The organism is Pseudomonas sp. B21-017, assembly GCF_024749245.1.
In the GTDB taxonomy this organism is placed as follows: domain Bacteria; phylum Pseudomonadota; class Gammaproteobacteria; order Pseudomonadales; family Pseudomonadaceae; genus Aquipseudomonas.
In genome coordinates, this window is the sequence record NZ_CP087194.1 from 346,540 (window position 1) to 365,085 (window position 18,546).

At 60.2% G+C, this 18,546-nt stretch carries 12 protein-coding genes; 5 read left to right on the top strand and 7 right to left on the bottom strand.

What is annotated here, in order from left to right; all coding sequences use genetic code 11:
* Window positions 1–180 precede the first annotated feature (180 nt).
* From ntrC to glnA, 6 genes are all read right to left on the bottom strand, one after another.
* Window positions 181–1,617: a nitrogen regulation protein NR(I) gene (gene ntrC, locus LOY28_RS01595; protein ID WP_018929202.1), complete on the bottom strand. Its 1,437-nt coding sequence runs from the start codon at window positions 1,615–1,617 to the stop codon at window positions 181–183.
* Window positions 1,614–2,699 carry a nitrogen regulation protein NR(II) gene (gene glnL, locus LOY28_RS01600; protein ID WP_018929201.1) on the bottom strand — a complete coding sequence of 362 codons (1,086 nt, stop codon included), beginning with the start codon at window positions 2,697–2,699 and terminating at the stop codon, window positions 1,614–1,616. The genes ntrC and glnL overlap by 4 nt, the downstream gene beginning before the upstream one ends.
* Window positions 2,700–2,929: 230 nt before the next feature.
* Entirely contained in the window at window positions 2,930–3,550 is a 621-nt protein-coding gene (locus tag LOY28_RS01605) for a DUF4124 domain-containing protein (protein WP_019020933.1), read from the bottom strand.
* Window positions 3,547–4,062, bottom strand: a complete 516-nt coding sequence (locus tag LOY28_RS01610; protein WP_018929199.1) for a DUF4124 domain-containing protein — start codon at window positions 4,060–4,062, stop codon at window positions 3,547–3,549. Before LOY28_RS01610 ends, LOY28_RS01605 begins: the two co-directional genes overlap by 4 nt.
* A 101-nt stretch (window positions 4,063–4,163) precedes the next feature.
* Window positions 4,164–4,712: a chorismate mutase gene (locus LOY28_RS01615; protein WP_064615886.1), complete on the bottom strand. Its 549-nt coding sequence runs from the start codon at window positions 4,710–4,712 to the stop codon at window positions 4,164–4,166.
* 134 nt (window positions 4,713–4,846) lie between these two features.
* Window positions 4,847–6,253 (bottom strand): glutamate--ammonia ligase, encoded by a 1,407-nt coding sequence (gene glnA, locus LOY28_RS01620; RefSeq protein WP_018929197.1) that lies wholly within the window; start codon window positions 6,251–6,253, stop codon window positions 4,847–4,849.
* Window positions 6,254–6,581: 328 nt separating this feature from the next.
* Here glnA and thiI point away from each other — a divergent pair, with 328 nt between their 5' ends.
* Together thiI and typA are read left to right on the top strand one after the other, a co-directional pair.
* Entirely contained in the window at window positions 6,582–8,036 is a 1,455-nt protein-coding gene (gene thiI, locus LOY28_RS01625; protein WP_026286654.1) for a tRNA uracil 4-sulfurtransferase ThiI, read from the top strand.
* Between the two features lie 139 nt (window positions 8,037–8,175).
* Window positions 8,176–9,996: a translational GTPase TypA gene (gene typA, locus LOY28_RS01630; protein WP_008028025.1), complete on the top strand. Its 1,821-nt coding sequence runs from the start codon at window positions 8,176–8,178 to the stop codon at window positions 9,994–9,996.
* A 227-nt stretch (window positions 9,997–10,223) separates the two neighbouring features.
* Here the strand turns inward: typA and LOY28_RS01635 are convergent, their stop codons facing one another.
* Window positions 10,224–10,664, bottom strand: a complete 441-nt coding sequence (locus tag LOY28_RS01635) for a YkgJ family cysteine cluster protein (RefSeq protein WP_026286653.1) — start codon at window positions 10,662–10,664, stop codon at window positions 10,224–10,226.
* A 259-nt stretch (window positions 10,665–10,923) separates the two neighbouring features.
* Here LOY28_RS01635 and LOY28_RS01640 point away from each other — a divergent pair, with 259 nt between their 5' ends.
* From LOY28_RS01640 to LOY28_RS01650, 3 genes are all read left to right on the top strand, one after another.
* Window positions 10,924–13,374, top strand: coding sequence for a glycogen/starch/alpha-glucan phosphorylase (locus LOY28_RS01640; RefSeq protein WP_258612975.1), 2,451 nt, complete (start codon window positions 10,924–10,926; stop codon window positions 13,372–13,374).
* 194 nt (window positions 13,375–13,568) lie between these two features.
* Window positions 13,569–17,156, top strand: a complete 3,588-nt coding sequence (locus LOY28_RS01645; protein ID WP_258612976.1) for a DUF2339 domain-containing protein — start codon at window positions 13,569–13,571, stop codon at window positions 17,154–17,156.
* The gene (locus LOY28_RS01650; RefSeq protein WP_018929192.1) at window positions 17,153–18,520 is read left to right on the top strand and encodes a DUF3999 domain-containing protein; all 1,368 of its coding nucleotides are present in this window, start codon (window positions 17,153–17,155) and stop codon (window positions 18,518–18,520) included. The genes LOY28_RS01645 and LOY28_RS01650 overlap by 4 nt, the downstream gene beginning before the upstream one ends.
* Window positions 18,521–18,546 lie beyond the last annotated feature (26 nt).

Consider the following 18,546-nt stretch of genomic DNA (forward strand, 5'->3'; position numbering starts at 1 on the left):
TGTGCGCAATTGCGGTTCACGGTGCATTGCCGCGGTGCACGGTGGCCCCAAAAGCATCGTGGGCAATCCCGCTCCCACAAGGTTCAATGGTGTTCACGCGACAGTGAAACCATCGAAATTCCTGTGGGAGCGGGATTGCCCGCGATTGGATCCGGAACTCAGTGAGGAGCTGGCGGCTAGTTAACCCTCATCCCCCTCATCATCATCCCCACCGTCTACCTTCATCCCCAATTCCTTGATCTTGCGCGTCAAGGTATTACGCCCCCAGCCCAGCAGCACGGCGGCGTCGCGGCGGCGGCCGGCGGTGTGTTTGAGGGCGGTTTCGATCATGATCCGCTCGAAGGCCGGTACGGCGCTGTCGAGCAGGCTCGATTGGCCACGTGCCAAAGCCTGGTCGGCCCACTGGCGCAGCGCCTGCTCCCAATTGGTTACCGGAGCTGAATCCTGCGGCAGGCTCAGCAGCTCCGGCGGCAGGTCGCTGATGTGCACTTCGCGACCTGAAGCCATTACGGTGATCCAGCGGCAGGTGTTCTCCAGCTGACGCACGTTGCCTGGCCATGGCAGGTTTTTCAGGTATTCCTCGGTTTCGCTTTTCAGCAGTTTCGGTTCCACCGCCAGTTCTTGCGCGGCGCGGCTGAGGAAGTGCTTGGCCAGGGTCGGGATGTCTTCGCGACGGTCCGACAGCCGTGGAATGTGGATGCGGATTACGTTGAGGCGGTGGAACAAGTCCTCACGGAATTTTCCGGCATGCACCAGGGTTTCCAGATTCTGGTGAGTCGCGGCGATGATGCGTACATCGACCTTCACCGGCACATGACCGCCGACGCGGTAAAACTCGCCGTCCGCCAGTACCCGCAGCAAACGAGTCTGGGTGTCAGCCGGCATGTCGCCGATTTCATCGAGGAACAGCGTGCCGCCGTCGGCCTGTTCGAAGCGCCCGCGACGCAGGTTGGCTGCGCCGGTGAACGCGCCTTTTTCGTGGCCGAACAGTTCGGACTCCATCAGATCCTTGGGGATCGCCGCCATGTTCAGCGCAATGAACGGCGAGGCCGCCCGTGGGCTGTGACGGTGCAGGGCGTGGGCCACCAGCTCTTTACCGGTGCCGGATTCGCCGTTGATCAGCACGGTGATGTTGGAGTGACTCAAGCGCCCGATGGCGCGAAACACTTCCTGCATCGCCGGCGCCTCGCCGATGATTTCCGGGGTGCGGGTCAGCGTCGGGACGACTTCCAGGCCTTGCTGTTCCTGTGCGTGTTGATTGGCGCGCTTGACCAGCGACACGGCTTCGTCGACATCGAACGGCTTGGGCAAGTATTCGAACGCGCCGCCCTGATAGGACGCGACAGCGCTGTCCAAGTCGGAGTGGGCAGTCATGATGATGACTGGCAGCCGTGGGTGTTGTTCGCGAATCCGCGCCAGAAGGTCCAGGCCGCTGGCACCCGGCATGCGAATGTCGGAGATGATCACGTCCGGCTGCTGGCGCGCCAGGCGGCTCATCACGCCATCGGCGCTGTCGAAGCTTTGCGTGGTCATGCCTTCCTGTTGCAAGGCTTTTTCCAGGACCCAACGGATAGAACGGTCGTCATCGACGATCCACACGGTTTCACTACGGCTCATGTCGATGTGGCTCCTTGTTCCAGTGGCAGAAAGATCGAGAACGTGGTGTGGCCTGGATGGCTGTCACATTCGATCAAGCCCTGGTGCTGGCTGATGATGTTCTGGGTAATGGCCAGGCCCAGCCCGGTACCGTCCGGGCGGCCGCTGACCATGGGGAAGAAGATGGTTTCCTGCAGCTCGGCGGGGATCCCCGGGCCGTTGTCGATGATCTCGATCTTGGTCACCAGGCGATGGCGCACGTGGCCGATGGTGAACTGGCGCATGGCGCGGGTACGCAAGCTGATGCGGCCAAGGCGCAGCTCGTTCTGGCTGCTGATGGCCTGCATCGCGTTGCGCACGATGTTCAGCACGGCTTGAATCATCTGTTCGCGATCAATCAAGACATCCGGAATGCTTGGGTCGTAGTCGCGCACCAAAGTGATGCAGCCCTGACTTTCGGCCTCCACCAACTGACACACACGCTCCAGCACTTCGTGGACGTTGCACATGGCCAGCGACGGTAGCTTGTTGGAGCCGAGCATGCGATCCACCAGATTGCGCAGGCGATCGGCCTCTTCAATGATGACGTTGGTGTAATCGCGCAGGCTTTCTTCCGGCAACTCACGGGCGAGCAACTGAGCCGCGCCACGAATGCCGCCGAGAGGGTTCTTGATCTCGTGGGCGAGGCCACGCACCAGCATTTTGCTGGTTTCCTGCTTCGACAGTTGCGCCTCTTCCTTGGTGATCCGCAGGAGGCGGTCGCGAGGATGAACCTCCAGCAGCAGCATCGTGTCGCCATTGCTCAGGATTGGCGTCACGGCGTAGTCGACGGTCAAGGTCTGGCCGGTGAGGGCGGTGAGCATCGCTTCGCGCTTGGTGAACGGGTGTGCCTGCTCGACTGCCTGGCGCAGGGAGTTCAGCGCTTCGGTGGACTCGGTGAACAACTCACTGATGAACTGCCCATGGCTACGCTGGCCGCTGATGGCCAGGAGCATTTCCGCCGCCGGGTTCATGTACTCGAGGCGCAGTTCGGCGTCGAGCAGGATGGTGGCGGTGGTCAGGTTGTCGAGTAGCAAGCGGTGTAGTGCGTCGCTAATGGTCATCAGGACCTCTTTTGGAGCAGGGCATGCGCATGAATAACGCGCCGGTATTAGGAAAATGCAAAAACCAAACCAAGGCTCCGAAAAGAAGCGTTTAGAGCCTGAAACGGGCGTTTTACGCTCGTTTGCATGGCGTTCTGCGAGTTTTTTCGAGTACTTTCGAACCAAAATGGGCTGAGATGTGGGTATGGTGCAGATGTTTGCACCAATATAGTGCGCAAACCTGAACGAGGTTAGAAGAAGGGCAAGAAGGCGCTTTTTTCTTCTTCAGGCTTGTCTTTAAGGGGGCATTCCGGCCGTTGGCCGTAGTCGGTGAGGGTGCAGGGTTTGACCTGGCGTTTCTGCGCCAGGGAAATGCGCAGCATATGGAACGGTTGATTGGCCGTGCGTTCGACGGTGCGGCCCTGTTCGTCGAGGATTTCCACCGACAGGTTGTGACTGCCGCGGTCGATATTGCTCAGGGCGAACACCGGGCTGGGGCCGGGCTCGGCGGTGGGCTGGCCGTCCAGCAGCAAACGGTAACGATGACCCTGTTGCAGGCCGGGTTCGCTGGTAACGCTGACGATCAACTCACCGGCACTGCTACGGATCGTGGCATCCGGTTCCGGCACCAGCACCCGAAGCATGTCGTAATGAAACAGTGGTTTGGCCGGGTTTGTTTTCGCAGCGGTCATGGGCGCTGCGCCACTCGGGTTGGCTGACATTCGATTGCTTGTCGCCAACGGCACACGTTTGGCGTTGCGGGCGCCCGGCTGATCGGTGAAGACCCGATTACCCTGAGCGTCGATATATGTGAAGACCTCGGCCATCGCCGGCAGGCTGACCAGGCACGCGATCAACAGCCAGGCCCTCAAGGTTTATGCACCCGTTGCACGGTGAGCGTCACGGTGGGGCTCTGTTGCACGACGTTTTGCCCGTCGATCACCTGAACCGCAAGGTTATGTTCGCCACGGTCGATGTTCACCAGTTGCAGAGTCGGCACGTTGCTCGGCTGGCCGTAGGGTTGACCGTCCAGTAACAGCCTCAATCGATGAGTGCCTTGCAGGCGTGGATTGATCAATACGCTGACGGTGAACGTGCCGTTGTTGGCGCGCAAGGCTTCTTCGGTGGGCAGGCCGCTCAGCTCCAGCACCTGATAGGCGCTGTGCGGTTGGTCACGGCTACTGGCTTGCGGCGGTGCTACGGGTTCGCTGGGCGACTGACGCTCGACGCTGTTGAGCGGTGGCAATTCGACCGGCCGGGCTTTGACGCCGTCGGGCGGCTGATTGCTGTAGGCGGTGTTGCCATTGGCGTCGGTGTACTTATAGATCTGCGCAGCGGCGGGCAGGGCGATCAGTACGAGCAGGCATAACAATAATGAGCGCATTGCAGGCTTCCATTGGCCGTTGGGCAAGTGTCCGGCCCTGTTCCGTTCGTGGCGACTAAGCGCTGAGCATAGAGCACATCAGCGCATGTCGGCAGGCCGGCTCAGCGGCTGGCGCTGCACAACTCAGCGCTGGCGCGTACCTTGGCGAGCTCGCGCAGAGATACTTGGGTGCCGGTTTTATTGGCCTTGGCCAGCCAGGACGGGCACTGCGGGTCGTTGCGATAAGGGCTGAAATCGGCCAGTTGTTGCAGCAGGCGTTTTTGTAACTGATCAAGTTGCGGGCGGATCTGCCCGACGAGGTCGGGGCGAGGATCGTCGGGTGCCTTGCCTTGCGCATGCCAGTCAGACAAATGCGCGTATTGCACCAGTTTGTTGGCCTCGATCTGCGCCGAGAAGAACTGTTCGACGGCTTCGTTGCTCAATTTATAAGCAGGTGCCAGGGCAACGGCGCCGGCAATCACCTCACGCTCGCGCTGACGGTCCTCGACGGGTTTACCGCTGTCCCATTTGCTCAACGCGACTTGATCGGCAATCGCCAGGCGCTCCTCGATGGTGCCAAGCAGTGGGGCGAGGGCGGCAGGTGCCGGGCTGGCGAAAGCGCTGTTGGCCAGCAGGGCAGTGAGCAAGGCAAGGGATGAGCGTAGGCGCATGGAGGATCTCGACTTTATCGGGTGAAGGCCATGATGCACGCAACCGGGCATTCGATGACAGACGTTCGCCCACAAAAAAGGCCTCCCGAAGGAGGCCTCTCTTTTGTCACGCTGCGTAGTGCAGCGCTACCGGATCAGCAGCTGTAGTACAGCTCATATTCCAGTGGGTGTACGAAGGTACGAACCTTGATTTCTTCTTCGCTTTTCAGAGCGATGTAAGCGTCGATGAAGTCGTCGCTGAAAACGCCGCCTTTGGTCAGGAACGCACGACCTTTGTCCAGCTCTTCCAGGGCTTCTTTCAGGCTGCCGCAAACTTGTGGGATCTCTTTCGCCTCTTCAGGCGGCAGGTCGTACAGGTTTTTGTCAGCTGCGTCGCCAGGGTGGATCTTGTTCTGGATGCCGTCCAGGCCAGCCATCAACAGTGCAGCGAAGCCCAGGTACGGGTTAGCTGCTGGATCCGGGAAACGGGCTTCGATACGGCGAGCGCGAGGGCTGGACACGTAAGGAATACGGATCGAAGCGGAACGGTTGCGAGCCGAGTAGGCCAGCATCACTGGAGCTTCGAAGCCTGGGACCAGACGCTTGTAGGAGTTGGTCGACGGGTTGGTGAAGCCGTTCAGAGCCTTACCGTGCTTGATGATGCCTCCGATGAAGTACAGGGCGGTATCGGACAGGCCGGCATAGCCTTCGCCAGCGAAGGTGTTCTTGCCATCTTTGGCGATGGACAGGTGAACGTGCATACCCGAACCGTTGTCGCCGTACAGCGGCTTAGGCATGAAGGTCGCGGTGCGGCCGTATGCGTCAGCTACGTTGTGTACGCAGTATTTCAGGGTCTGAACTTCGTCAGCCTTGGCAACCAGGGTGTTGAACTTCACGCCGATTTCGTTCTGACCGGCAGTCGCCACTTCGTGGTGGTGAACTTCGATGGTCAGGCCCATTTCTTCCATGGCGTTGCACATGGAGGTACGGATTTCGTGGTCGTGGTCGAACGGCGGAACCGGGAAGTAGCCGCCTTTGACGCCTGGACGGTGGCCTTTGTTGCCGCCTTCCACGTCCTGGTCGGACATCCACGAACCTTGTTCGGAGTAGATTTTGAACATCGAGCCAGAGATGTCGGACTTGAACTTCACTTCGTCGAAGATGAAGAACTCGGGCTCTGGACCCACAAATACGGTGTCGCCGATACCGGTCGACTTCAGGTATTCCTCGGCACGCTTGGCGATCGCCCGTGGGTCACGGTCGTAGCCTTGCATGGTCGAAGGCTCGATCACGTCGCAAACCAGGATCAGGGTCGGCTCTTCGGTGAACGGGTCGAGAACGGCAGTGGTGTCGTCCGGCATCAGGATCATGTCGGAAGCTTCGATGCCTTTCCAGCCAGCGATGGAGGAACCGTCGAACATTTTGCCTTCTTCGAAGAAAGCTTCATCCAGCGCATCGCGAGCCGGCATGGTCACGTGGTGCTGAGTGCCTTTGGTGTCCGTGAAGCGCAGATCAATCCACTTGACGTCATGATCTTTGATGAGTTGAACCGACTTCGACATAGTGTCCTCCGGGTGGCTTAGGGCTAGTAATGGATGCCCTTAAATGTGGGTGATGCCGGCGCGAATACTCTGCCATGGCAACCTGCCTCACAAGGGAGCAAATTGCATGCCAGTGCCTCATCATGGGTTTTTTGCCCCAATATCACGCTTGCAAGGGGGCGGCGCACCATAAAGCGCAAAATATCGCCCTGTAATGTAGCGTCGATTTCCATAAATGACCTGTTTTGGTGCATGCAAAACCTTCTGCACATTAACTGGTTAAACCTTGAGCAATTTCCGCTATAATCCGCGCCCCCCTTTTTCGGCTGGCCCTGCGCGCGCTGTTTTCATGAAACTAATCGTAAAAGTCTTCCCCGAGATCACCATCAAGAGCCGCCCGGTACGGATGCGTTTCATCCGCCAGTTGGCCAAAAACATCCGTACCGTGCTCCGCGACCTGGACCCGGCCGTGGTGGTGAACGGTGTGTGGGACAATCTCGAGCTGGAAACCCGCGTCAGCGACCCCAAGGTCCTGAAAGAGATGGGCGAGCGCCTGACTTGCACGCCGGGCATCGCGCACTTTTTGCAGATCGACGAGTACCCGCTGGGCGACTTCGACGACATCGTCGAGAAGTGCAAGCAGCACTACGGCGATGCGCTGGCCGGAAAGATTTTCTCGGTGCGCTGCAAGCGCGCCGGCAAGCACCCATTCAGTTCGATAGACATCGAGAAATATGTCGGCAGCCAGTTGCGCCGTCAGTGTGGTGCCGCCGGGATCGACCTGAAAAAGCCCGAAATCGAAGTCCGTATCGAAGTTCGCGACCAACGGTTGTTCGTGATCCACAGCCAGCACAACGGCATCGGCGGTTATCCGCTCGGGGCCCTGGAGCAGACGCTTGTACTGATGTCCGGCGGCTTCGATTCCACCGTTGCGGCCTACCAGATCATGCGCCGCGGGCTGATGAGCCACTTCTGCTTCTTCAACCTGGGCGGACGCGCCCACGAATTGGGCGTCATGGAAGTCGCGCACTTCATCTGGAAGAAGTACGGCAGCTCCCAACGCGTGTTATTTGTCAGTGTGCCGTTCGAGGAAGTTCTGGGAGAAATTCTCGGGAAAGTCGATAACAGTCATATGGGTGTAGTTTTGAAGCGTATGATGTTGCGCGCTGCTTCCCGAATTGCCGATCGACTGCACATCGAAGCGCTGGTCACGGGTGAGGCGATCTCCCAGGTGTCGAGCCAGACGTTGCCGAACCTGTCCGTGATCGACTGCGTGACCGACAAGCTGGTCTTGCGTCCACTGATCGCCAGTCACAAGCAGGACATCATCGACACGGCCAACGAGATCGGCACCGCCGATTTCGCCCGGCACATGCCGGAGTACTGCGGGGTCATCTCGGTCAATCCGAAGACGGCGGCCAAGCGCTACCGCGTGGAGCACGAAGAGAAAGAATTCGACATGGCAGTCCTTGAGCGCGCGCTCGAGAACGCCAAACTGGTGCCGATCGATCGGGTGATCGACGAATTGGGCCAGGACTTGCAGATTGAAGAAGTCAGCGAAGCGCTGGCGGGCCAGATCATCATCGATATCCGTCACCCGGATGCCGCCGAAGACGACCCGCTGGAGCTTCCTGGTATCGAGGTACAGACGATGCCGTTTTATGCACTGAACGCTCGTTTCAAGGAACTGGACCCTACTCGCCAGTACCTGCTGTATTGCGACAAAGGCGTGATGAGTCGCCTGCATGCCCACCATTTGCTCAGTGAGGGGCATGCCAATGTGCGCGTTTATCGACCGAGCTAAGTGCCCGGGGCTGTTTGCCTGTGGCCTGCGTCACCGGCCCCCCGATGCCACCGTCAAGTTGTAACGGCTTGTACGGACGCTACTGTTAATCGCTGCCAAGACTTGTCAGCACACCGAATCCTCTGATCGAGATACACAAGTGATCGAAAATCTACGCAACATCGCCATCATTGCCCACGTTGACCATGGTAAAACCACCCTGGTAGACAAACTCTTGCGTCAATCCGGCACCCTGGAGCGCAACGAGCTCAACGACGAGCGCGTGATGGACTCCAACGACCAGGAGAAAGAGCGCGGTATTACCATTCTGGCGAAAAACACCGCCATCAACTGGAACGGCTACCACATCAACATCGTGGACACCCCGGGCCACGCCGACTTCGGCGGCGAAGTTGAACGCGTAATGTCGATGGTCGACTCCGTTCTGCTGCTGGTTGACGCTCAAGACGGCCCTATGCCGCAAACCCGTTTCGTGACCAAGAAGGCGTTCGAAGCCGGCCTGCGTCCAATCGTGTGCATCAACAAGGTTGACCGTCCAGGCGCGCGTCCGGACTGGGTTCTGGACCAGATCTTCGACCTGTTCGACAACCTGGGTGCTACCGAAGAACAGCTGGACTTCAAAGTCGTCTACGCCTCGGCCCTGAACGGCATCGCCGGTCTGGACCACACCGACATGGCTGAAGACATGACCCCGTTGTACCAGTCGATCGTCGACAACGTACCGGCTCCTAAAGTTGACCGTGAAGGCCCGTTCCAGATGCAAATCTCGGCACTGGACTACAACAGCTTCCTGGGTGTTATCGGTGTTGGCCGTATCGCTCGTGGTAGCGTCAAGCCGAACACTCCAGTCGTGGCCATTGGCGCCGACGGCAAGAAGCGTAACGGTCGTATCCTGAAGCTGATGGGTCACCACGGCCTGCACCGTATCGACGTTGAAGAAGCGTTTGCCGGTGACATCGTGTGCGTGAGCGGTATGGACTCGCTGTTCATCTCCGACACCCTGTGCCAGCCGGACAACGTCGAGGCGATGAAGCCTCTGACCGTTGACGAGCCAACCGTTTCCATGACCTTCCAGGTAAACGACTCGCCTTTCTGCGGTAAAGAAGGCAAGTTCGTGACTTCCCGTAACATCAAGGAACGTCTGGACAAAGAGCTGCTGTACAACGTTGCACTGCGCGTTGAAGAAGGCGACTCGGCTGACAAGTTCAAGGTTTCCGGCCGTGGTGAGCTGCACCTCTCGGTACTGATCGAAACCATGCGTCGCGAAGGCTTCGAAATGGGCGTTGGTCGTCCGGAAGTGATCATCCGTCAAGTTGACGGCGTGAAGCAGGAACCGTTCGAAAACGTAACCATCGACACCCCTGAAGAATCCCAGGGCAAGGTCATGGAAGAGATGGGCCTGCGTAAAGGCGACCTGACCAACATGGTGCCGGATGGCAAAGGCCGTGTTCGTCTGGAGTACAACATCCCTGCTCGCGGTCTGATCGGTTTCCGTAACCAGTTCCTGACCCTGACCAACGGTGCTGGCATCCTGACCTCGATCTTCGATCGCTACGACACCATGAAGTCCGGCGACATGTCCGGTCGTCAGAACGGTGTTCTGGTATCGGTAGAAACCGGCAAGGCGCTGACCTACTCCCTGGAAACCCTGCAGGCGCGTGGCAAGCTGTTCGTTGAGCACGGTCAAGAGATCTACAACGGTCAGATCGTTGGTCTGAACAGCCGTGACAACGACATGGGCGTCAACCCAACCAAAGGCAAGAAGCTCGACAACATGCGTGCTTCGGGTAAAGACGAAACCATCGCCCTGGTTCCACCTGTTCGCTTCACTCTGGAACAGGCCCTGGAATTCATCCAGGATGACGAGCTGTGCGAAGTGACACCTAAGTCGATCCGCCTGCGTAAGAAGATCCTGGACGAAGGCGAGCGTACCCGCGCTGCCAAGAAAGCCAAGAACTGAGTTAACTCAGGCTGAATGAAAACGCCCCCGGTCGAAAGGCCGGGGGCGTTTTTGTTTGTCTGGCTGTAGCAGCTGCCGAGCCTGCGAGGCTGCGTTCGACTGCGCAGCAGTCGTGAAATCAAACGCTGCGGTGCATCATATAAATCGTGTTTTCAGGCCTGCGACTGCTGCGCTGCCGAACGCAGCCTCGCTGGGGCTCGACAGCTGCTACGGGGATCGAGGCGGCTTTAAAACTTTTCGAGGGTGCGGCTGGAGCTGCTGGTCTCGCGCACCACTTCTTTAGGCTTGTACGCGCAATACCCTGGCCGCGGTCCGATCTTCGGGTGGTTGCGGCAGGTGTCCGGGCGCTTATCATAAATAGTGCACAAACGGCTTTTACGATCCAGGTACAGGCAATCGTTGTTGCTCATGCGCTGGAGGGTGAAGATCTCGGACTTCTGGTTGTAGCGCTCGACAATCCCTTCCTTCTGCAAGCGCTTGGCGATGTTCTTGGGTGGATCGCCCAGTTCGAATTCGTCGACGATGCCGATACGGATCAGATCCTTGATCTTGACCTCGACCGGCAGCGTGCAGCAGCTGGACATGCACGAGCCGCACATTGGGGCAGAGTACTTGGCCCAGGTATCGAGGCGATCGATTTCCGCGGCGGCGATCAGGTTGGGCTTCATCATCGGTTGTTACCAGCGTGTGCATCAGGGCGCGCGATCATACCGGGACTGGTGGATTTTTGAACAACCTTTCGCCAGATTTTTTTTGCTTGTCGCAAAATAGTCCTGTGTCCGGCACGGCCCCTGCATTGTTTCTGGCCCACGACAACGTAATGTCGATCTATCTCGTACTAACAGGAAAAACTGCCGAACCAGAGTCTCTACGGTCTGTCAGACCGACTAGGCTCAGACAACTTCACGCTCGCTCGAGGTCTTATCGATGACTCAAGAACCACTTGTTCGCGAAGCAGAGGTGGCCGCATTCCGCGACGCCGTCTTGACCAAGCTCACTTACGCAGTGGGCAAAGACCCGGATCACGCCTTCGACCATGACTGGTTCGAAGCCATTGCCCTGGCGGCGCGTGATCACATGGTCGAGCACTGGATGGACCACACCCGGCAGATCTACCGCAAAGGCCAGAAACGCGTTTATTACCTTTCCCTTGAATTTCTTATCGGTCGCTTGCTCTACGACAGCCTGAGCAACCTCGGCTTGCTCGATGTGGCCCGCGAGGCCATGACCGAACTGGGGGTCGACATCGAACGCATCCGTCTACTGGAGCCCGATGCGGCACTGGGCAACGGTGGCCTCGGACGTCTGGCGGCATGCTTTATGGAAAGCATGTCGACCCTCGGCATCGCCGGCCATGGTTATGGCATTCGTTACGAACACGGTTTGTTCCGCCAGGCCATCGTCGACGGCTGGCAGCAGGAGCAGACCGAACACTGGCTGGACTTCGGCAACCCGTGGGAGTTCGAACGACCAGAGGTGGCCTACCCGATCGGTTTCGGCGGCAGTGTCGAAACCGTGACCGATGAAGCCGGCAAGTCCAGGCAAGTCTGGTCTCCGTCGGAAACCGTGCGGGCCATCGCCTACGACACCCCGGTGGTCGGTTGGCGTGGTGCAAGCGTCAACACCCTGCGGCTGTGGCGCGCCCGGGCCATGGAAGAATTGCATCTGGAGCGCTTCAACGCGGGCGACCACTTGGGCGCGGTCGCGGAAGTGGCCTGGGCAGAAAGTATCTCCCGCGTGCTTTACCCGGCGGACAGCAACGAGGCCGGCCAGGAGTTGCGCCTGCGCCAGGAATATTTCTTCGTCTCCGCGTCCTTGCAGGACTTGTTGCGTCGCCATCGAAACATGCACACCTCGGTGCTGACCATGGGCGATCACGCGGCCATTCAACTCAACGACACTCACCCCTCGATCGCCGTGGCCGAACTGATGCGTCAGTTGGTCGACGTCTATGACGTGGCGTGGGATGCGGCGTGGCAGATCACTGTCGACACGCTGTCGTACACCAACCACACGCTGTTGCCGGAAGCGCTGGAAACCTGGCCGGTCAGTCTGATGGAACGGATGCTGCCCCGGCACATGCAGATCATTTACTTGATCAACGCCCAGCACATCGACTCGTTGCGAGCCAAAGGTGTTCACGATTTCGACGTGCTGCGTGCGATTTCGCTGATCGAGGAAGACAACGGTCGCCGCGTGCGCATGGGTAACCTGGCATTCCTGGGTTCCCACAGCGTCAATGGCGTGTCCGGCCTGCACACGCAGCTGATGCGCAGCACGGTGTTCTCCGAGCTGCACAAGCTTTACCCGGACCGGATCAACAACAAGACCAATGGCATTACCTTCCGCCGCTGGCTCTATCAGGCCAACCCCGAACTCACCTCCATGCTGGTCGACGCCCTCGGCCCGAATCTGCTGGACAACCCCGAGGAGCGCTTGCTCGCGCTGGAGCCGTTTGCCGAGAAGACTGCATTTCGCAAGCAGTTCGCCGAACAGCGGCTGCACAACAAGAAAGCCCTGGCGTATCTGATTCATGAGCGGCTGGGGATCGCGGTCAATCCGGCGGCGATGTTCGATGTGCAGGTCAAGCGGATCCACGAATACAAGCGTCAGTTGCTTAACCTGATGCACACCGTCGCGCTGTATCAGGCGATTCGTGCCGAGCCGGAAACCGACTGGGTACCGCGAGTAAAAATCTTCGCCGGCAAGGCGGCGGCCAGTTATCACCAGGCCAAGCTGATCATCAAGCTGACCAACGACATCGCGCGGGTGGTCAACAACGACCCGACGGTGCGCGGCTTGCTCAAAGTGGTGTTCCTGCCCAACTACAACGTCAGCCTGGCCGAGAGCATCATTCCGGCGGCGGACCTGTCGGAGCAGATTTCCACTGCCGGCTTCGAAGCCTCGGGCACCAGTAACATGAAATTCGGCCTCAACGGCGCGCTGACCATCGGTACCCTGGACGGGGCCAACGTGGAAATGTGCGAGCGCATCGGTGCCGAGCACATGTTTATTTTTGGTCTCAGCGCCCAGCAAGTGGAAGCGCGCAAGCGTAACCATGAATTCAACGCCGCGCCGGACATCGCCGCCTCCCATCGGCTCAACGACGTGCTGCAAGCGATTCGCAGCGGGGTGTTCTCACCAGACGATCCGTCCCGTTATACCGCGCTGATCGATTCGCTGGTGGACTACGACCGCTTCCTGGTCTGCGCCGATTTCGACTCTTATTGGAACGCGCAGATGCGGGTCGAAGCTCACTGGCACGACTCGAAAGAGTGGTGGCGCTCGGCGGTATTGAACACCGCGCGGATGGGCTGGTTCTCGTCCGACCGGACCATTCGCGAGTACGCAACGGATATCTGGAAGGCTTTGGAGTAATTTTTAGCAACAAATGTGCGCAAGGCCCAACGTCCGTTGGGCCTGATCGATATACTAAGCGCCAACTTGACCCCAGTGTGGGGGCGGCGCACCGCCGCTCCCACACTGGACTCCGGGTGTCTGCTCACTAGACTGAGCCAGAGGCTGTATCGCACGGATCAGCCCCGCCACGGGGCCGCTTAGGGATATCGACCATGCAATGGATGTTCATGCTGATTGGGCTGCTGTTGGGCTGGATACTTGACGAGTCGTTCAGCGAGGCGCTGTTGGGCGCTTTGCTCGGGCTGGGTCTCGGCCAGGCCATGCGTATCGGCCGCTTGAGCACTCAAACGGCCGAGCAGCGACGTTTACTCGATCAGGCTCAGGTTGCGCTGAATGCGGTCGAGCAGCGACTGGCGTTGCTGGAGGTGTCGGGTGCCAAGGCACCTGAACCAGGCGAACCGGTTGTCAGCGAACCCGCTGAGTCGCCTGAAATCATTCTTGAGCAAGCCCCTGTCGCACCCACGGAGCTGGTCTGGGAGCTACCCCCCGAATTCGAACCCATCACCGTAGCCGCTGCCGAAACCAGTCGTCCGTTGCCCGCCGATGTCTGGCAGCCCGAGCCGGTCGCCCGCGAACCGCAGCAACCGGCCGAGCCGCGCGGCCCGAACTTCATCGAGCGCGCCATCAGCGGCGCACGCAATTGGCTGTTCGGCGGCAATACCGTATTGCGGGTCGGCGTGGTGCTATTGTTCCTCGGCCTGGCTTTCCTGTTGCGTTATGCCACCGAAGGCATGGTGGTGCCGATCGAGTTGCGCTACGCCGGTGTCGCGGCGGCGGCCTTGGGCCTGCTCGCCCTGGGCTGGTGGCTGAGACTGCGCAACAGCAACTACGCGCTGATGCTGCAAGGCACCGGGATCGCGGTGTTGTACCTGACGGTATTTGCCGCGATGCGTCTGCATCCGTTGCTTGATCCCAAGGCAGCATTGGGCCTGTTGGTGGTGGTGACGGTGTTCTCGGCGATTCTCGCCATTACCCAAAATGCTTTGGGCCTGGCCGCCGCTGCCGCGTTGGGCGGTTTCGCCGCGCCGATCCTGACCTCCACCGGCGCCGGCAATCACGTCGCGCTGTTCAGCTATTTCGCCCTGCTCAACGCCGGCATCCTCGCCATCGCGTGGTTCAAGGCCTGGCGGCTGCTCAACCTGATCGGGTTTGTCGGCACCTTCGGCATCGGCTTTGCCTGGGGCCTGCGCTCCTATAGACCGGAGCTGCTGTGGAGTACCGAGCCGTTCCTGATTCTGTTCTTCCTGATGTACCTGGCCATCGGTTTGTTGTTCACCCGGCGCAAGTTGCTGGAAATGAGCGACGCGCCCGAGGACGACAGCCGTGAAGCGCTGCTGCGCTGGTCGGCGCACAAGGGCGATTACGTCGACGGCATGATGCTGTTCGCGCCACCGTTGGTGGGCTTCGGTCTGCAGTTCGCGCTGGTGGAGCACTTTGAATTTGCCGCGGCCTTCAGCGCCTTGGCCCTGGGCATGATTTACATGGGGCTGGCCCGGTTGCTGATGGGGGGGCGAGCACTGTTGTTGGCCGAAACCTGTCTGGCGCTGGGGGTGATCTTCGCCAGTCTGGCGATTCCTCTGGGGCTTGATGCGCGTTGGACTGCCGCAGCCTGGGCGGTGGAAGGGGCGGGGATTTTCTGGCTCGGCCTGCGTCAACGACGGCCGCTGGCGCGGGCCTTTGCCTTGCTGCTGCAATTGGGCTCGGCGTTGGCCTTTATCAGCGAATTGCGCAGCGGCGAGAGCAGCCTGCTCGATGGTGCGCCGCTGGGGGCGCTGATGCTCGGCGTGGCGCTGCTGTTCAGCTTCTACCAATTACGCAAAGCGTTGCCTGAACAGGCGTTGCCGTGGGAACGCCAGGGGTTGCCGGTGCTGGCCTGCCTGGGCCTGACGTTCCTTTATCTGCTGGCGCCGCTGTTTTTCTTCACTCACGGCACGGCGATCAGTTGGGCGCTGGCCGGGTTGGCGACGCTGTTCGTCGGCCTGCGCCTGCAATCGCGGGCGTTCCTGTTCAGTGCGTTCGCCGTGCAGCTGCTCGGCGGTGCGTTGTTCCTGGTGCGGCTGCGAGGGGCGAGCGGAGACTCGGCTGCGGTATTCAGCGCCGGCTGGAGCGGTTTGCTCAGCGCATCCTTGATCGGGCTGGCACTGATCGCCGGCATGTTGTTGGCGGCCCGGGACGAAATGGTGCGCAGTGACGTGCGTTTGTTGCGTGGCTTGTCGGTGGTGCTATTGGCCGGTCTGGTGCTGATCAACCTGGCTGTGCTGTTCGTGTTGCCGTGGCAAACCGCGAGTGCGGTGTGGGCGGCCAGTGGTTTGTTCATCATCTGGCTGAGTCTGTACCTGAAGCAGCGTGTGAGTTTTGTCTTTGGTCTGCTGTTGCAGGTGATCGGCGGCGTAGCGTTCCTGTTCGCCGGGCCAGACCTGCTCGGGCCGCTGCTCAGCGAAGGGTTGCGACCGTTGGCGCATAGCGGGTTCTGGACACCGCTGGTGCTGGGACTGGCGGCATTTGTCGGGGCCTGGCGTTTGCAGCTAGGCAACCATGCTTCGGCTTTCGATGTGTTGAGCCTGCAGCGCTTGTCCGAAGTGTTGCTGGTGTGGGGCACGGGTTGGTGGGCACTGGCGTGGATCAGCGAAGTGCTGCGTTTTGCGCCTGTGAACCTGCAAGCGACGTTGCTGCTGGCGGTCGCGGCGGTGAGTGTGGCGCTGTGGGCGGTGCTGGCGCTGCGCCTGAAGTGGTCGTCGCTGGGTTTGCTCTGCACCTTGCTGATTCCCGCCGCCGGTCTGGCGTTGCTCGCGGCCTGGCATTCGCGTTATCACCCGGCCGCCAACTTCGGCTGGCTGGTTTGGGCCGCGGTGTTCGTCGTGCATTTCATCTCGTTGCAGCGTCTGGCGTCGATGCTGCCCGAAAAAGCCCAGAGCACCGCCCATGTACTCGGTTGCTGGCTGTTGATCGGCGTGTTGGCCCTGGAGCTGCGTTATGGCTTGCTGCTGTTGTCGGAGCAGTACAACGCCTGGCGCTGGTTGGGCTGGGCGATTCTGCCGAGCCTGTATCTGGTGCTGATGGCCGCACCGCGCGCGTGGCCATGGCCAGTGTCGGCTTATCCCCGCGAGTACCGGGTCTATGCCGCCGCGCCGTTGGCGTTGTTGATGCTCGGCTGGTTCTGGCTGGCGAACATGTCCAGCGACGGCACCGCCGAGCCGTTGCCCTATGTGCCACTGATCAACCCGCTGGAGCTGGGCCTGTTGTTCGCCCTGTTCGGCGTTTATGTCTGGTCCCGCAACGCAGTCACGCAACTGGCGATCCGCAAGGATTACACCGATAACGCCACGCAGGTGATTGCCGGTGTTTCACTGTTCGCCTTCTTTACCGCGCTGGTGATGCGCGCGGCCCACCACTGGGGTGGCGTGCCGTTCGCGCTGGATCTGCTGCTTGAATCGATGCTGGTGCAGGCCGGCCTGTCCATCGTTTGGACGCTGATGGCCCTGAGTCTGATGATCGGTGGGCATCTGCGTCACCGCCGTGAAGTCTGGCTGATCGGCGCAGGGCTGATCGCGCTGGTGGTTGCCAAGCTGTTCTTCGTTGAATTGAGTAACCGCGGCGGGCTGGCGCGGATCGTGTCGTTTATCGGCGTTGGCGTGTTGCTGTTGGTGGTGGGCTATTTCGCCCCGCTGCCACCCAAGCGTGCCGAAGCCGTGCCGGGTGCTGAAAAACCGGCCCCTGAAACCGAAGGAGTGTCATCTTGAGTCAGAAGCTGAACCTGGGCTGGTGGGCTGCTGTTGTGCTGGGGGTGACACTGTCGGCTGGCGCGCAGGAAAAACCTGCGGACTTCGCCACGCAGGTGCCATTGTCTGTGAGCGGCGAGGGCCCGTGGTATCGCCTGGAATTGCCCTTGGGCGTGCAACTGAACGCGCGGCAAACCGATCTCAGCGATGTGCGCGTGTTCAACGCCGCCGGTGAGCCTCAGGCGTACGCTTTGGCTCGAGAGCCTGCTCAGACCCACGAAAACCGCACGCTGACCGACGTAAAGTGGTTCCCGTTGTACAACTCGGCGGATGCCAGCGAACGCACGCCGAGCGTACGGGTGCAATCGAACACCAACGGCACGTTGATCGAAGTGCAGCCGTCCAGCCAGTTGGAGGCGGGCGAAGAAGAGCTGCGCGGCTGGTTACTCGATGCCAGCGGCATCAAGGCGCCGTTGCAGCAATTAATCCTCGACTGGACCAGTGAACGCGACGGCTTCCAGCGTTTCAGCATCGAAGCCAGCAACGATTTGCAGCATTGGCAGTCATGGGGTGAAGGGCAGGTGGCGCGTCTGACGTTTGCCGACGAACGGGTCGAGCAACATGAAGTCGGCCTGCCGGGGCAATCGGCGCGCTATCTACGTTTGCTTTGGAATTCGCCTCAGTCGGCGCCAGTGCTGACTTCGGCGCAGCTGGAAAGCACCAACCCTCGCACCTTGCCGCTGCCGTTGGTCTGGTCGCAACCCTTGGCCGGCAGCAGCGTGAAGGCCGGTGAGTACATCTGGCAATTGCCGATGGGGTTGAACGTCCAGCGTTTGCAGGTCGAGCTGAATCAGCCCAACAGCCTGGCACCGGTAACGTTGTCGGGGCGCCGGGAGACCAGCCTGCCGTGGCAACCGCTGACCAACGGTTTGCTCTATCGCCTGACCCAGAATGGCCAGGATGTGGTGCAGAACGAATTGCAGTTGTCGGGCCAGACCGTGCAGCAATTGAAACTGACGGTGGATGAACGCGGCGGTGGCCTGGGTGCCGAAGCACCCACCGTGCGGTATGCCGTGCGCTCCACGCAATTGGTGTTCCTGGCGCGCGGTGCCGGGCCTTATACGCTGGCGCTGGGAAGTGCGACGGTGAAGGCTGCAAGCTTGCCATTGTCGACGCTGATTCCCGATTACAGCGCGGCGAAGCTGGCGACGCTGGGCAAGGCGACGGTGGACGGCGGGGCCGTGGTGACCCCGGCGGCGACAGCACCAACTGTGCTGGGCACGAACTGGAAAAAGATCGGGTTGTGGGCGGTGTTGCTGCTCAGTGTGCTGTTTCTGGGAGGGATGGCGTTCAGTTTGCTGCGCAAGCCTGCTGCTAAATCCTGAGGATGGCTGGCGCTGCGCGCCAGATC

Excerpts from the sequence above, each read along its gene's own strand:
- LOY28_RS01610 (WP_018929199.1), bottom strand. The coding sequence starts at position 4,062 with ATGCGCTCATTATTGTTATGCCTGCTCGTACTGATCGCCCTGCCCGCC.
- thiI (WP_026286654.1), top strand. The coding sequence starts at position 6,582 with ATGAAACTAATCGTAAAAGTCTTCCCCGAGATCACCATCAAGAGCCGC.
- ntrC (WP_018929202.1), bottom strand. The coding sequence starts at position 1,617 with ATGAGCCGTAGTGAAACCGTGTGGATCGTCGATGACGACCGTTCTATC.
- LOY28_RS01640 (WP_258612975.1), top strand. The coding sequence starts at position 10,924 with ATGACTCAAGAACCACTTGTTCGCGAAGCAGAGGTGGCCGCATTCCGC.
- LOY28_RS01615 (WP_064615886.1), bottom strand. The coding sequence starts at position 4,712 with ATGCGCCTACGCTCATCCCTTGCCTTGCTCACTGCCCTGCTGGCCAAC.
- glnL (WP_018929201.1), bottom strand. The coding sequence starts at position 2,699 with ATGACCATTAGCGACGCACTACACCGCTTGCTACTCGACAACCTGACC.
- LOY28_RS01635 (WP_026286653.1), bottom strand. The coding sequence starts at position 10,664 with ATGAAGCCCAACCTGATCGCCGCCGCGGAAATCGATCGCCTCGATACC.
- LOY28_RS01645 (WP_258612976.1), top strand. The coding sequence starts at position 13,569 with ATGCAATGGATGTTCATGCTGATTGGGCTGCTGTTGGGCTGGATACTT.
- glnA (WP_018929197.1), bottom strand. The coding sequence starts at position 6,253 with ATGTCGAAGTCGGTTCAACTCATCAAAGATCATGACGTCAAGTGGATT.